The following is a 15,230-nucleotide window of genomic DNA, read 5'->3' on the forward strand; positions in this document are numbered from 1 at the left end:
CCGATCGATCTGTTAAATCGGAATCGATCAATGAGATATGCGTCGCAGACGAGGGAGTTGGTAAATCCGGGGACTGCCGCCAGGCACAAATGGCTGCGTTGAGGTGGACTTCTCCATCAGAGCATGCCTGGCAGTGAAGACACTCTTCTCGATGGAACTGTGCATCCTCACTCAGATCCTCGACAGAAAACTGCCGGCGGGCCAAAGCCAGACTTTCGAGTTCAGCGGTGAAATCGGTGCAATTCACAAATCACCAGCAACTAAAATAGACGGAAAAATCACCTGTCAGACATCAACGACTCAAAAAGGCTGAAAGGAAAAACAGGAAACTATCTGGAAGAAATCAGATCGCGTTGACGAAGCATTCCCGCCAGAGTTTTTCGACCGCGGTGCAGCCAGGTCTTGATCGTCCCTTCAGGGATGGACAGGGCGAGTGAGATCTCCTCTATCGATTGTTCTTCCCGATAGTACAGTTCAAAGACCTGACGATATTCAGGTTTAAGCTCGCTCATCGCCCGATTAAGCTCTTCAGCCAGTTCAGCCTGAACCGCCGTTTCTGTCTGAGTCGCGGGAACACTGATGTCATACTGCCAGTCAGCATCCATGCAAGTCGCAGCCCGGCTGCGTACTCCCAGGCGGGATTTGCAGCGATTAACCACAATGGCCAGCAGCCAGGGCTTCAACGGGCGATTCTGCTTCCAATGCCCCAAATGCCTGATCGCCCGAGAAAGCGATTCCTGAGCCACATCTTCGGCATCCTGATGATGCCCAAGCATTCGTAAGGCAATGGAAAAGATCAGCTTCTCAAACTTCTGTACAAACAAAGTCGTAGCGGCAGGCTCTCCTTCGAGGCACCGGTCGACCAGTTGAATATCTGAAGTTTCACCCATGAAATCGATCCCCGCAAAGAATACCTGCTCCCGCCTTCGCCAGTTTCAGGTCTTCAAAGATTTCTCAGATGTTGCAGGATCTGATCGGAAACATCCACTTTTTTCTGGTCGTCAAGCCGTTGCGGGTCATCAAAACTCAAAGTTTTTCGCGATAGGCTTTTGCCGCCTTTTTGAGTGTTTCCCGCTCTCGCGGCGTCAGCGAGGCTTCCCCCTGTTCATGGATTTTCATCAGGATACGATCGACATCATCATCCAGAGGGGAACTCTCGGGTTCTGGAACATAGACCTTGAATCGCCTTCGGGCGCGGTACTGTTTCCACGAGTTTTGCAGCGAGTCCCAAAGAGAGAAGATCCGGCTGATCCGCCATTTCCAGTGGTAATAGGCCCATCCAAATGCCACTCCCAGAAGGTGAGCGGGGTGAGCAACGCCAGTCCCTCCTGCACGTCCTCCCAATTGGGCCAGAGAGTAAAACCCATCGATGAACACGATAAAGGCCATCAGAACTCGCATCTCCACAGTCAGCAACCCGAAGAACAGGCCGATTTTCTGAGTGGGGAAGTGCATTGTGAAGAGCATTGTCGTCGCCAGAACGGCTCCCGAAGCGCCAATCATGGCTCCGGACTGCCGCATCAGGAGATCCCACCCCACGAATCCCAGTCCGCCGGCTAAAGCCGCTGCCAGATAGAATCCAATCAGTTCCCGACTGCCATACATGCGTTCTAATGTGGGGCCAAACCACCACAAAAAAAGCATATTAAACAGAAAGTGCCAGGGGCTGGCGGTGTCGTGAAGAAAGGCATACGACACCAATCGCCAGATTTGCCCATGCAGGACGTCTGACGTATTCATAGAGAACCACAATTCCAAAACCGACTCCCGGCCTCCCAGGGTCGGAGCGGTGGAATTGGGAATTGTCCAAACTAACTGGAGAATCAGGACAATGAGTGTGGCCAGTATGATTCCTCGAACCGCCGGAGCGTCCGAGTTCCACACCATGTCATCATCGCCATCGCGGTAGTAGTCGCGAGTCCAAAGGGCCATGCTCTTACTCATCCCGAGTCAGAAAATCGTCTAAAACTTAGTTATAGCCCACTCTGTAGAAAAGCGCAAGGCCATTCCCCCTGAGATGAATCCCTTCTGGCATTTGCGGCTTATCCCGCGGGAATAAAGGCCCTCTCGTGATTCAATTTAAGTTGAAGAGAAATCCTCGGTTTTGATGCACCACCAAGTCCTTCATGACCAGACATCGTCACTGAATTCAACCCAGCGTTCACTATTCAATCCAGTGGTCACCTTCAACCCAGCGGCCACAGTGCTGACAGAGAGGAACTGCGAGCCTCAGCAAAGCAAAGTCTCAGTGTTCGCACAAAGTCGCAACGCAAAAAAGCCCCCTCAACTGGTCAAGTCAGTCGAGGGGGCGAATCAGAATCAGGCATCACGACATCTGGCAATGCCGCAGCTTTAATGGCTCAAACACAAATTGCATCAGCATGAATGAAGACAGTCCATGCCTCGATTCCAGGGGATTAGTAACGACCGCCGCCACCACCGTATCCGCCGCCGCTACTGCCGCCACCATATCCACCGCCGCCGCCACTGCGGCCACCACCACCACCGCTACGGCCACCTCCACCGCCGCCGCCATAACCACCACCGCCTCCGCCGCCGCCGTATCCACCGCCTCCGCCACCGCCGCCATATCCACCACCGCCGCCATATCCACCACCACCGCCGTACCCACCACCGCCGCCGCCGCGTTCTTCACGTGGGCGAGCTTCGTTCACGGTCAGAGTCCGGCCCTGGAATGTGGCACCATTCATGGCTTCGACAGCGCGCTCGGCACCATCACTCATTTCTACAAAACCGAATCCTCGCGAGCGACCGGTTTCACGATCAGAGACCACCTGAGCACGCGTCACGGTGCCGTGCTCTGAGAAGGCTTCCCGCAGGTCATCTGCAGTCGTGTTGTAAGGCAGGTTTCCAACATACAAATTCTTGGCCATAGTCTTCCTTTGCGAACCCCTGGGGGGTTCCCGAACAGATGCTCGAAATTTCTACTGATAGGTCGTTGATCCCGCCGCGAAATTACGGCGAAATGTGGAAGATTCCGACTGACTGCAAACCAGACCGCCGACTCGCCCGCTTGGAATCTGCCTTCGCTCGACCTGACCGAGAAAAAACTGATGGCCTTGCACCGAAACGCGTCCCGAAATCTGCCGACTCGCCACGACGATCTCTCAAGCAAGATCTGCTGATCGAATTCGCCTGATTGTGGATTGCCGATACTTCTCGTTGTCTTCCCGTGGTCAGAGACCGTACCCTTGACCACCGCTCAGTTTTATCGCACGTTCTGCCGAAAGATTAAAGCCCTTTCAGCGAAATTTTGGTGTACTCGCAAGAGTGGCTGGGCGACGGAAGGTTTGCCCGTTTCTACTGATCCGCCAACAGGCGTACGGATCCGCGGCTGGTTGCAAACACACTCCGGTCAACCTGGCGAATTTGCAACTCGCCATCCGGAGTGATTCCCAGGCAGTTCCCACGGATGATTGAACGCTGTTCCTGAAGATCAGCACCGCTCCATTCAACCTCGCAACCAGTAAGAAGACAGTATTCCGCCCAGCGGCTGAAAATGTGCTCATCCAGCGGATAATGCGATAACCCCGAAAGGACACGCACAACGATTTCCCGTGTAAGATCCACTAAAGGAACGGCTTCGTAAGGAAACAAATCCTGCATGGTAATCGCGGGGCGGTCAAAGTTTTCTGCTCCTGACTGAAGCTGGTTATTCGCATTCACTCCGATGCCCACCACCACGCGACTGGTCGGGACTGAGTCTGACATGCTGCCCTCTTCAGAATACGGAGGCGACTTTCCTCTCCCTGATTCCGAAGGCGTTTCAACAAGAATCCCGGCAATCTTCTTCCCCTCGGCATAGACATCATTCGGCCATTTGACCCCCACCCGTCCCGATGGGCAAAATGAGCGAATCGCGTCGCAAACAGCCATTCCGCTTGCCAATCCGAGAAGTGGCCACTCTTGACGCGGCAGGCGACTCAGGGGGATCTCTAAAATCAATGAGAGCGTCAACGATCCGCTGCTGCTGAGCCACGACTTACCGGCCCGCCCTCTTCCTGCCGACTGATGAATAGCCCACACAAGGGCGGGAACCGCCTGGGCGGCATCACTGGCTAATTCAATCGCGCGGGTGTTTGTCGACGGTAATGACTCCCAGATCTCGGCATCTTTGAGGGATGTCTGTGCAAGAAGATTTTGTCGCCACTTGGGCGCTTCGCTAAGGAAGTCCACGCTGGCCAGCCTCTGATTCTATTATTGCCCGATGAAAAGCCACTGCTTGAATTGTATCTCACTTGATCGTAACACGACGAGAGCATGAGCCCCCTCATCGCAAGCCACGCGATCCCCTCATCACGCCTTTGGCCACCTTCTCTCTCAAGGAGAAGGATTTGAACACCTTCTCCTGCTGGCGTGAGGGCCGGGGTGAGGGCCGATAAAGCACCCTCAGTCGATCAATGAAACCTCACGAACCAGAAGATCCAGTGCCTTTTCCATGGTTTCTGGTGGTTGAGCAAAATTCAACCGCAGGCATTGATGGGTGTGCTCCCATGGCTCATCCAGCCCGAAGAAAAACGGTTCACCAGGAACCACAAGGACTTTTCGCTGCTTGAGTCGCTGATACAGTTCGGTGGAAGTGATTCGCAAATCTGGCAACCAAAGCCACAGGAAGAACGCCCCTTCACTGACGTGAATGCGCCCATTGACACCATACTTGCGAAGATTTTCGAGCAAGGTCTGGACAGCAAAGTGGCTGCGGGCCTCGTAGAACGGCCTCAGAACACGTGGCCCAATCTCAACAATTTCCCCTGTGGTGATCAGTTCTGCGACCATCTGTTGCCCCACCGTGCCATGGGAAAGACCAGTGACTGCAGACAATGACGTAATGGCCTTGATGATGTCTGGCGTTGCCACAACGAATGCTGTTCTTGTCCCTGGCAAACCAAGCTTCGACAGACTGAACGTCATGATGATCGAATCATTCCAGGCCGGGGTCGTCTCCTGGAAAATGACTCCCGGAAAAGGGGCACCATAGGCGTTGTCGATAATCAGTGGCACGCCATGAGCTTTCGCCATCACGGCAAGCTTCGCTGTTTCTTCGTCGGAGAGGAAATTCCCGGATGGATTTGTTGGCCGGGAGATGACCATCGCTCCAATTCGATGGTTCAGAAAAGCCTGTGCAACGGCCTCAAAATCAACATGATATTTGAAAAAATGGGGGTGAGCCGCATCGGGAGTCGCGATCAGCGGTCGACAGGCAACAAAATGATCTTCAGTGAAACCTTGAGGGGCGTATCCAATATATTCCGGCGTCAGAGGCAGCAAAATCTTTCGCTGCTCTCCGTCTGGCATCTCACCTGCCAGCAAGTTGAAAAGATAGAAAAATGCAGTCTGTCCACCGCTGGTGACGGCAATGTTCTCGACACCAACCTTCCAGCCGTATCGCGTGCGAAGTAATTCAGCCAGACTTTCAAGGATCTGGAGATTCCCTTGAGGAGGGTCATATTGGCCCAGAACCTTGTCGATCGCTCCTGAAGTCAGCAGGGCTTCGACTCGTTCCCGCCAGAGCTTCGACATTTCGGGAATAATCGCAGGATTGCCTCCACCAAGCATCAGCATATCGGGGTCTGATGCCAGCGCCCGACCCAAGTCATCCATCAGGCTTAAAATCCCTGACGTTCCAGAGAGCTTGGCTCCCACCTGGGTCAATTCAATGTTCATGCAGAATGATTCCTTATTTTCTACGCACCATTTCAAGTTGAGATTCGCAAGTCCAGCCTGGTTTAAAAAGCACCTGATTTGGCCATCAAAGGCGACTCCATCCCGTTTTACTTTTTTGGTATTCCGTCAATACAACATGGATGCGATATCGTGCACTCGATCAGAGGAAATGTCTACACCCCCCGCCCTTTCCGACAGCCCCCAGCAGGGAACCTTCGGTAAAAAAGGCGATTCGATTGAGAGAGTTGACGCAAAAAGAAGGCAAAGAAGACCTTGAAACAATGTGACTTTGTTTCTGATGAAAAACAAACCAGCCAAAACGCACTCTTTTCAAGCACTAACGCACGCAAATTCGGCTCACGCCAAGATATCCGACAGAAAACCCCGATGAAATCTGTTAAGAAGTTGAATTCCGTTGGCGTTTTTCATGAACAACGCCTATTATGAAGGCACATCACTCCTATTCAATGGGCGTCCCTCTCATCCAGCGGCATTGACGTGAGTTAAACAGTAATGGCAAGCGGTTCAAGAATTGGTACTTCAGTAATGGACACCATGATTGGCAACAGCCAGTCCATGTTGGATGTTCATCGTCTGGTGCGGCAGGTCGCCAGCACTTCGGCAACCGTCCTGCTCCTGGGCGAAACCGGCACAGGAAAAGAACTGGTTGCAAAAGCCGTCCATGAGATGAGTCCCCGCGCAACAGGCCCTTTTATTCGCGTGAATTGCGGGGCATTAAGCGAGAGCTTGCTGGAAAGTGAACTTTTCGGGCATGTGAAAGGCGCCTTCACCAGTGCCTTTGAAAACAGGACGGGCCGGTTTGAAGCAGCTCACGGCGGAACCATTTTTCTCGATGAAATCAATTCCATGAGTTACACGCTGCAAGTCAAATTGCTGCGCGTGCTACAGGAACAAGAGTTTGAACGTGTCGGAGATACAAAAACCATCCGCGTCGACTGCCGGATCGTCGCTGCAACGAACCGGGATCTCCAGGACGAGATCGACGCCGGCCGTTTTCGTGAAGACCTTTATTATCGATTGAATGTTGTTCCGATCTATTTGCCGCCATTACGCGACCGTCCCGATGACTTATCGGATCTGATCGTTCACTTTGCGAAACGGTATGCAATCGCCAACAACCGACCGATTCCGAAGCTTTCGGATGATGTGATCGTCGCGCTTCGGTCATATGCCTGGCCAGGGAATGTTCGTGAACTGCAGAATTATGTCGAACGTGCGATTGTGCTTTCTTCCAGTGACGTTTTGACGCTGGATCTGTTCCCGCCGCATGTCCGTGGAATGGCTCCCATCCGACTGAATCGCTCTCGTTCCAATAACCTGGAAACCATGTGTAGTGAACTGGTCACACTGGGTTTACTGGATGTCGGGGAAGACGCCACCAATGCTTACGATCGGGTTGTCACGCTGGTGGAAAAAGAGTTGATCCTTCAAGTGCTGCGAACCTGCCAGGGAGTGCAGACAAAAGCAGCCACCCGATTGGGGATTAACCGCAATACACTGCACAAGAAAATCACCGACTACAATCTGGAGTCAGAAGCCAGATAGTGGTGCAACCACTCCGTTTTGACAGGTTCCTGAACTTGCCCCCAGGCTCGCTGAGCTGCTCACAACCTCCAACTTAACCCGTCAAATCAGCTCTGAAGCACTCAGAGGCTATCCGGAAAGACTCCCTCTCCCGTTGACGGGAGAGGGCCGTTTTACCATCCGTGTTACTCGTCGCAATAGGCAACGCCTTATCGGAAACCACGTGCTCCCTCATCATCCAGCCAGCGGCCACCTTCTCACTCAGTGAGAAGGATTTGAGACTTTCCGGGCAGACACTTAGTTCACAGCACCAGTTCTCACGAAAAGTCATCACGCCGAAACAGGATTTCGCGTCCATTCTCCATCTTGCAAACGCCAGAGATTCAACGGGTTATCATTGGCAAGCGCTGAAGGCAGACGGGCAGGCCTGATGTTGTCATAGCAGTGCAAAGCAGCAAATCGAGTGATTGCCGCCGGCAACCCGACAGCTGTAAAGCCCGGATGACCTGTGGAGGGGAATGGCCCACCATGATTCATCGCTGGAGAGACAGCAACGCCCGTCGGCATTTTGTCATTCAGGAGGCGACCAACCTTTTGACGCAAGATGTTTGCCACGTGGGCATAGGCCGCATCGTCTTCCCCTGTGGTCGAAGAATAGACGGAGCCTGTCAGATTGCCTTCCAGATGCTTGAGACACAGTTCCAGCGTCACAAGATCTTCACACACAACAATGAGTGCTCCGTTACCGAAGATTTCTGCCTGAAAGCCTTCCGCATTGGCAATAAACTGCTGCCCACTCACGCGAAGCAATGTGTTTTCACACGTATGAGGAGCTTCCCCTGCCTGACCGCCGCAAAGGATTGTTGCGCCGTGTGAAACCAGCGTATTCACTCCTGTCAGAAAGCTGTTTTGAACTGATGGCCCCAGCATTGTCTGTAGAGGAATCGAGACAAACGCGGTTTTGACCTGATCAATAAATTTCTCAGCCTCAGTGCTGGCCACCAAAAATACCACGCCGGGATTGGTGCAGAACTGACCGGCTCCCATCAAACAACTGCTGGCATACTCAGCACCCAAAGCATCGCCGCGTTCGTTTAACGCCCCCTGAAGAATGACCACCGGGTTAACGCTCGAAAGCTCAAGATAAATGGGCTTCCCGACACGATCAGCGGCTTCCTTCAGATAAAGTCCCGCATGGCGACCGCCCGTGTAGCCAACGGCTCCCAAAAGCGGATGACTGACTAACTTGGCGCCGTCCTCATGCGAAGTCCGGTAGATCAACTGCAAAAAACCGCTTGGCAGGTGAATTTCATCAGCAGCCGCCAGTGCTTCTTCCGCGAAAAGCATCGTGGTACGCGGGTGCGACGAGTGGGCTTTCGCAATGACCGGGTTACCGGCGGCTACAGCAGCAGCAAAATCCCCCCCCGCAATACTATTGAAAGCAAAGGGAAAATTGTTGGGGCCAAAGACCGCCACTGGCCCGAGCGGGGCCAGCATCGAGCGGATATTGGCTTTTGAATCGATCGTGGCTCGTATCCAGGAGCCTTCGCGTGCCCAATGAGCCGCTTGACGCAACTGGTTCACTGTCCGGGGCAATTCTCCGTCAGCCAACCTCGGTTTTACAGGTAAACCTGTTTCGGAATGCGCGGTGGCAATCAACTCTTCTGCTCGGGCTTCAATGCGTTCGGCATAACGATCAAGAAATGCGGCAAAACGTTCTCCCGGCCAGTTGCGGCATTCCTGATAGGCCCGGTCAGCCGCATGAAGTGCCTTTTCGACTTCGAACCAGGGGCTGACAGGAAACTTCAGTTCCAGCGATTCTCCCGTCTTTGGTTGAATCGCGGTGAAACTGGCAGCGCCTTCGCTCGAGATCCAATGTCCGTCAATCAGCACTTTGGCGTGAGGCATGCGTAGTCCTTCCAGGGGCAAGTCATGCGAAATTGAGAGCGTCTCGCGACATTAAGCATAGCGAACGACTACCGCTGGCCGCACCACACATGAGAAAATTCCCTGCCTGACAAACTTTCGGCAAATCACCTGCCGACAATCGGCCTCAAAGTGGCTTTGCAGATTTTCAACAGATGTTTGGTTAAAGCTGGGCTTCAAATATGCTCAACGTCCAATTCTTTACCCAATGGGCACAATCGTTTCCTGTACACCACGTGGCGCGGTTTGTAACAAATTCACGAAAACCAATATGAGCTGTGACGGTCATAGCAAAGCCATCACCTGGAGCAAATCAGCAGACACTTTTGAACGTTGTGAAATTGTGGATCTCACCAGATTTCAGAGGTTTTTGTGCTGGCTTCTGTCGTATTCTTAAAATGTACACCATTCTTTCATAGGAGATTGGTGTTCGCTTCATCTCATCACGACGTCGTTTTCAGTATGCTCATCTGCAACGGTCGATCGATCCTGTTTGCCGATATGATGGATGTGAAGGAAAGGTCTTTTCCAGTGAACGTCATGGATCTGTTCGGAACAGGGAACGTGAGCGAAACGAAATCATCCCTGACCGCCGAGGCGATGGCCCCAAGGCAACCGTTGGCATTTGTGCCACGTTTGATCCCCAAAATCTGGGGAGGAACTCATCTCTGTCATCGTGCCGATCTTAATTCGCTCTGTTCAGTACAAGCTGGCGATTTTCCCCAGAAACCCAAGACTCTGATTGGGGAGTCGTGGGAACTTTCTGGCATAGACGACCGTTCATCGCATGTTAAAAATTCTGTTGATGATGCTCACCAAACTTTACACGACATTTGGAAGGATCTTGCTCCGCAATTGGCCGGAAATGCGTGGGAGACAATATCTCATCGTCAAGCGGGTGTCGTTGAATTCCCCTGGTTGATTAAGTATCTGGATTGCCGGGATTGGGTCTCTCTTCAAGTTCATCCCACGGGCCAGGTTCATCCCACGGAAAATTCATTCAAATCACCTCAGCAATCAAACGACTCCCCGTTTTTGGCTCCTGGGGGAAAATTCGAGTGCTGGCTGGTTCTTGATGCGACTCCCGATGCAGAAATGCTAGTCGGCCCGATACAGGAATCGCAGCGCGAGCCACTGGCCAATGCCGTCGCCAATGGATTGATGGCGCCGCAGCTTGAGCAATCGGGATTAATTCAACGAATCCCCGTCAAATCAGGGCAGTGGATGGTGCTCCCGCCAGGAATCGTCCATGCCATTCGTGGGGTCACTTTGCTGGAAGTTCAGACTCCCGTTGATGTGACCTATCGGATTGATGATCTGCAGCGGGCTGATTTCGCTGGATCAATGCGTGAACTTCACCCCATTGCTGCCGGAGAAGCGATTCTTTCAGGGAAGTCCTTACCTCGACTGCTCAATCTGACTGTTGGCTCGCCGATTCATCAGGCCGCCCAGCCGACGGCAGGGTCGATCATCAGTCAGTCGTTGACGCATCCCGACGACCCATTTCAAATTGAATATTGTTCCCTGTCTACCAATGGTCTGACCATCAAAATTGAAGAAATGACAGCCCTGATTGTGCTGGAGGGCACTGTCCAACTCAGTTGGGCTGATGGGCAAGAGACCTTGCAATCTCAAGATTTACGTCTGATTCCAGCCACATTACTGGAAATAACTGTCCGATCGCATCATGATACGGCATCAATATTGCTCACAACGACGGAGGCTCAAAACTCGATGGTTTAGCAGTTTTTGGCTCCGTACGAATCTGGAAAACTGAATTACCGGGTAGTCAGGACGATTGTGATGATTCAAACGGTCAGTGGACATTCAACGCCCATTGAAAAAACGGCAGAAGATCATCGTGCGGTCACAATCCCTCCCGCCGCAATGAATGTGACCGGGCTTCCTGACCCTCGTTGCTGGCACGAGCTTCCCATTCTTCTGGGCCCTGCTGAGATTCATCACGTCAATCCTCAGCGTTTTGAGATGCACCAACTTGATGGCATCCTTTCCCTGAACGATAGCCGGCATGAAGTTCTGGGGTTCAAGCAGTTGGAGGGAAACCCATTCATCTCCAATGGAACAGGCATCGTTCAGGCAGGGCCTCGATGGATTGAAGTGGCTGCCCAGGCGGCTGCCTATTATGTGAAGCGGCACGCTTTTAACGCGAGAGACATCAATTTTGGCATCGGGGGGATCTACGACCTGGAATTCCACCGGAGTCAGATCACGGGAAAACGAATGTATGTCCTCACGCGTGCTGTCAGCCTGGACGTCCCGACGTCAGCACGAATTGAGTTTGAGGGATACGTCGATGAAACCCTCTTCTTCCGCGGTGGTATGTTGCTCCTCCCGTTAAAATGCCTGGGAACACCTCGGGCGTAATCACCCGACACATCGGTCATGTCTTCTGCGAAGAAACTCTTCGCGGAAAATGGCCGGTGTAAAGGATTTGAACTCCCTCTTCCGCCTGCGGGAGAGAGCCGGGAAGAGGGCCGATGAATCTCAGGTTCTCAGGCAACGCACTCCCTTCACCCAACCCACGGCCACCCCCGCTTGCGGATGAGGGAGCTTTCCTCTGTTTAACGGTAACCACCTTGACTGGGGAACTTTGATGGCCAATTCCAACACGCCACATCTTATTCAGTATTCAGAGCGATAAGTTTGCAATTCAGACAAATCCTTTCTGGCTGTCAGCGGGTTCTACGATAAACTGGGGATAAGTCTGCCGATTCATTTTTCCCCCGGAGGGAGCGATGCCTTACAGAATCATCGGGATCCGAATCTTGCTTTGGGAGAGCCTTATGGAAGGTCAATCAGTGGCCTTTCTTAAAATCGCGATGTTGCTGGTCGGTGTGACTTGTACAGTAACATCGGCGCAGGAAAAGAGGGCTGATCACAAACCGTCAGGAAAGGAAAAGGCACCATCCGTCATCAAGTCCGAGCTTGTTGGCAGTAATTGGGACAAATTGATGGCCTCACTCCCCGATCACCAGGGGAAAGTGGTCGTGATCGATCTTTGGTCAACTTCCTGTGATCCCTGCCTGAAAGAATTTCCAGGATTGCTGGCACTTCAAGACCGTTGGAAAAAGGAAATTGTCTGCATCTCCTTCAACTGTGATTATATTGGCGCCAAGACAAAACCTGTGGACTACTACAGACCGCGTGTCGAAGAGTTCCTGCAATCTCAGAAGTCCAACATTTTAAATCTTTTATGTCACCAGCCAGCGGATGAACTGTTTGAAAAACTGAGACTCGATTCGATCCCCGCCGTTTATGTATTCGACCAGAAAGGGAAGCTGATCAAACGTTTTGATGGACAGTATATTCCCACTTCAGTCCCAGTTTCCAACGGTCAACCTCAGGAAGATGAAGACGAAGACGTCAAATTCACCTATCAAAACGATGTCGGACCGCTGGTTGAATCGCTGTTGCGAAAACCATAGCCTTGACTACTGATCATGGTGATTTCCAATCAACCATGAATGCCCATGTGATCCAGGGAAAGATCTTTCCAGCCTATCTATTAGTCCCACTTTATGAGTTCAGCAGATTCACGAAAGTTAAAGCCTGCTCGATTGATTGAAAGCCGTATCGAGCGATATCAGAGTGGGAAATGGGGATTAATGATCGAACGGCTGACTATGGCAACAGGAATCAACAAACTGACAAAGTGGACGAACCCTCTTCAAGATCGGAAACTCATCGACTCATTATTGTCGTTGAGGTGGTTTAAGTTCGCATTAGTTTTAGGGACATTTGTCCTGACTGGATGCCAGGGAAAAGCTGACCTTGAATTATTCCCCGTAACAGGAAGAGTCACTGTCAATGGCAAACCCCTCAACTCGGGCTCAATCTCTCTGCGGTCAGAAGATTTGAACGTGCTGACTGAGAAAGCTTCGGCACAAAAAAGCAGAACCTCCGGTAGGAAAGCGTTCCATTCAAACGTTAATCTGGCGATCGTGCGGCCACAGCCGACAGGGATTATTCAGAAGGACGGTACGTTCAAAGTCTTTACAAGGTATCAAGCCGGTGCGCCAGCCGGGTCTTATCGGGTGGTGATTATGGCCTCTTCCAGTGAACTCTCGGAAGAAGTCACCCACCCGCTGGTGGGGCCTTCGTCAGTCGCTGCCCGTTATTCTCACCCCGAAATGACACCTCTGGTCATTCAGGTCTCTTCAGAAACAGCCCATCAAGAGCATGTCCTGGAGCTTTCTCCATGATCTTCGCCAAGAGCAGCAATGATGGCATTCGGACTGATGTTCCTCGAGAACCAGAGATGGATGGTTCGATGAGATTACAGGAGAGAGTCCCTATCTATCGTGCTGCATTTACGTTGATCGAATTGCTGGTTGTCATCGCCATTATTACGTTGCTGATCTCTCTCTTGCTCCCCGCTGTTCAACATGCGCGACAAGCGGCCTTGCGAATGGAATGTAATAACAACCTCAGGCAATTGGCCCTCGCTGTCCATAACTATGAATCAACCTTTGGAACATTGCCAATCAATCGTTTCGGTGATTACGGCTACCGTCATTTCTGGAACGGCCCCTATGAAGACTCCAGTTCATGGAGCTGGCTGGCGTCACTTTTACCATCGCTGGATCAATCAACACTCTGGTCAACCGGCAACATTCCTGAAGCGAGAATTAACCAGGGTAAGGTTTCTAAAACTGCGATCAGCACCTTTATCTGCCCTTCCGATCTCACTCGTGATCGAGCGGTTATTCTTCAACAATCACATTACTTCCGTGTAGAGACCTCAGTCGCAGCCACCAATTATATGGGAGTCCATGGGGCCAATTTCTGCTGGGGTGACTGGGCCAATCCTGCGGCTAATGGTGCGAGTTGCGAACCCTGGGAATTCGGCGATGGCGCGATGCCCGCCATGTCCTGGCTAAGGCCCGTGAGATGGTCATCATTTGCAGATGGTACAAGTGCGACGATGATTATTGGCGAAAGTATATACCGTCCTGAACTGGCCGGGCCTGATCGTTATGGCATCGGCTTTTCCTGGGCGCACACAATCGAAGCCACCGCCAGTGCGGCCATGCCGATCAATGCCAGAAGACCTGATGGTTCGCCCTATGCTGCAGATGATTGGGCTGGGCAGAACGGTTTTTCCAGCCGCCACCCTCAAGGATCGCAGTTTGCCTTCGGAGATGGCAGTGTGCGGTTTCTCAATGAAAATATCTCGCTGGGGGTCTATCGTGCGATGGCCACATTATCGGGACAAGAACTGGTTGGCGACAACGACTTCTGATGTCTCCTCCTCTACCGGAAAAAGGCTCACGCCGATTGACGGTGCCATGAACGGCTCCGCTCAACAGCATCGCCTCAATCAATCAGCTAAGATGCCGCAGATTAAGAACTGATGCTGAGTGATGCTGGTGCATCTGAGGGACGGATCATCTAACATCTTCGGCATATGGATTAAATACACGGTTGAGGTCAAAGATTCAGATGCCTCGCGAAAAAACACTCAATGTTCCCAACACGATTACCGTGCTCCGTTTTTTTCTGGCGCTCGTCGTGTTTGCCATGATGAGCATGAGTTCCTGGTGGATTGCCATAGCCGTCCTGTTTGTTGTGGCGGTGGCAACCGATGTGCTGGATGGTTACATCGCGAGAAAATACCACATCGTGACAACGTTTGGTCGGATCGTTGACCCGTTTGTCGATAAGTTCATCACGGGGGGAGTCTTTATTTTCCTGTTGCCAATGAGCGAAATGTCGGGCGTGACCCCCTGGATGGTGATCGCCGTTCTGGCCAGAGAAATGTTGGTCACCAGCCTGCGCGGATTTCTCGAGCAAAAAGGGCATGATTTCTCAGCCAGTGGCTGGGGCAAGTTCAAAATGTTTCTGCAATGTGCTGCTGCGACAGTCGCTTTGTTGCTGATGGACGACCATCTTCGAGCCATCAGCGGCCTTCTGTTCACCCGAGATGTTCTCCTGTGGGGGATGGTTGTTGTCACAGTCTATTCGGGTTGGATTTACATTGTTCGAGCCGCCACGATCTTGATGGCAGAAGAAAACACAATCGCAGAAAAAGCTGAAGCGCTCGAATGAACCAA

General features: G+C 52.1%; 13 protein-coding genes. 7 read left to right on the forward strand and 6 right to left on the reverse strand.

Annotation, left to right across the window (positions count from 1 at the left end):
* Nucleotides 1-329 precede the first annotated feature (329 nt).
* From SH287x_RS09410 to SH287x_RS09430, 5 genes are all read right to left on the reverse strand, one after another.
* Nucleotides 330-890: an RNA polymerase sigma factor gene (locus SH287x_RS09410; RefSeq protein ID WP_479518451.1), complete on the reverse strand. Its 561-nt coding sequence runs from the start codon at nucleotides 888-890 to the stop codon at nucleotides 330-332.
* 136 nt (nucleotides 891-1,026) lie between these two features.
* Nucleotides 1,027-1,932 carry a rhomboid family intramembrane serine protease gene (locus SH287x_RS09415; RefSeq protein WP_479518453.1) on the reverse strand — a complete coding sequence of 302 codons (906 nt, stop codon included), beginning with the start codon at nucleotides 1,930-1,932 and terminating at the stop codon, nucleotides 1,027-1,029.
* Nucleotides 1,933-2,417: 485 nt separating this feature from the next.
* The gene (gene rbp, locus SH287x_RS09420; protein WP_479518455.1) at nucleotides 2,418-2,894 is read right to left on the reverse strand and encodes an RNA-binding regulator; all 477 of its coding nucleotides are present in this window, start codon (nucleotides 2,892-2,894) and stop codon (nucleotides 2,418-2,420) included.
* Between the two features lie 427 nt (nucleotides 2,895-3,321).
* A complete protein-coding gene (locus SH287x_RS09425; protein ID WP_479518456.1) occupies nucleotides 3,322-4,197 on the reverse strand; it encodes a biotin--[acetyl-CoA-carboxylase] ligase in 876 nt (291 codons plus the stop codon).
* A 213-nt stretch (nucleotides 4,198-4,410) separates the two neighbouring features.
* The gene (locus tag SH287x_RS09430) at nucleotides 4,411-5,685 is read right to left on the reverse strand and encodes a valine--pyruvate transaminase (RefSeq protein ID WP_479518457.1); all 1,275 of its coding nucleotides are present in this window, start codon (nucleotides 5,683-5,685) and stop codon (nucleotides 4,411-4,413) included.
* Between the two features lie 546 nt (nucleotides 5,686-6,231).
* Here SH287x_RS09430 and SH287x_RS09435 point away from each other — a divergent pair.
* Nucleotides 6,232-7,251, forward strand: a complete 1,020-nt coding sequence (locus SH287x_RS09435) for a sigma-54 interaction domain-containing protein (protein WP_479518458.1) — start codon at nucleotides 6,232-6,234, stop codon at nucleotides 7,249-7,251.
* A 309-nt stretch (nucleotides 7,252-7,560) separates the two neighbouring features.
* On the opposite strand, the gene SH287x_RS09440 is transcribed toward SH287x_RS09435, so the two are convergent.
* On the reverse strand, nucleotides 7,561-9,138 hold the full coding sequence (locus tag SH287x_RS09440; RefSeq protein WP_479518459.1) for an aldehyde dehydrogenase (NADP(+)): 1,578 nt from the start codon (nucleotides 9,136-9,138) through the stop codon (nucleotides 7,561-7,563).
* Between the two features lie 390 nt (nucleotides 9,139-9,528).
* Here SH287x_RS09440 and SH287x_RS09445 point away from each other — a divergent pair, with 390 nt between their 5' ends.
* From SH287x_RS09445 to pgsA, 6 genes are all read left to right on the forward strand, one after another.
* Nucleotides 9,529-10,899 (forward strand): class I mannose-6-phosphate isomerase, encoded by a 1,371-nt coding sequence (locus tag SH287x_RS09445; RefSeq protein WP_479518460.1) that lies wholly within the window; start codon nucleotides 9,529-9,531, stop codon nucleotides 10,897-10,899.
* A gap of 60 nt (nucleotides 10,900-10,959) precedes the next feature.
* Nucleotides 10,960-11,541, forward strand: coding sequence for a hypothetical protein (locus tag SH287x_RS09450; RefSeq protein WP_479518461.1), 582 nt, complete (start codon nucleotides 10,960-10,962; stop codon nucleotides 11,539-11,541).
* Nucleotides 11,542-11,960: 419 nt separating this feature from the next.
* Nucleotides 11,961-12,602: a TlpA family protein disulfide reductase gene (locus tag SH287x_RS09455; protein WP_479518462.1), complete on the forward strand. Its 642-nt coding sequence runs from the start codon at nucleotides 11,961-11,963 to the stop codon at nucleotides 12,600-12,602.
* A gap of 435 nt (nucleotides 12,603-13,037) precedes the next feature.
* Entirely contained in the window at nucleotides 13,038-13,379 is a 342-nt protein-coding gene (locus tag SH287x_RS09460) for a hypothetical protein (RefSeq protein WP_479518463.1), read from the forward strand.
* Nucleotides 13,376-14,419 (forward strand): DUF1559 domain-containing protein, encoded by a 1,044-nt coding sequence (locus SH287x_RS09465; protein WP_479518464.1) that lies wholly within the window; start codon nucleotides 13,376-13,378, stop codon nucleotides 14,417-14,419. Before SH287x_RS09460 ends, SH287x_RS09465 begins: the two co-directional genes overlap by 4 nt.
* A 200-nt stretch (nucleotides 14,420-14,619) precedes the next feature.
* On the forward strand, nucleotides 14,620-15,225 hold the full coding sequence (pgsA, locus tag SH287x_RS09470) for a CDP-diacylglycerol--glycerol-3-phosphate 3-phosphatidyltransferase (protein WP_479518465.1): 606 nt from the start codon (nucleotides 14,620-14,622) through the stop codon (nucleotides 15,223-15,225).
* Nucleotides 15,226-15,230: the final 5 nt, after the last annotated feature.

The organism is Planctopirus sp. SH287 (assembly GCF_056500625.1).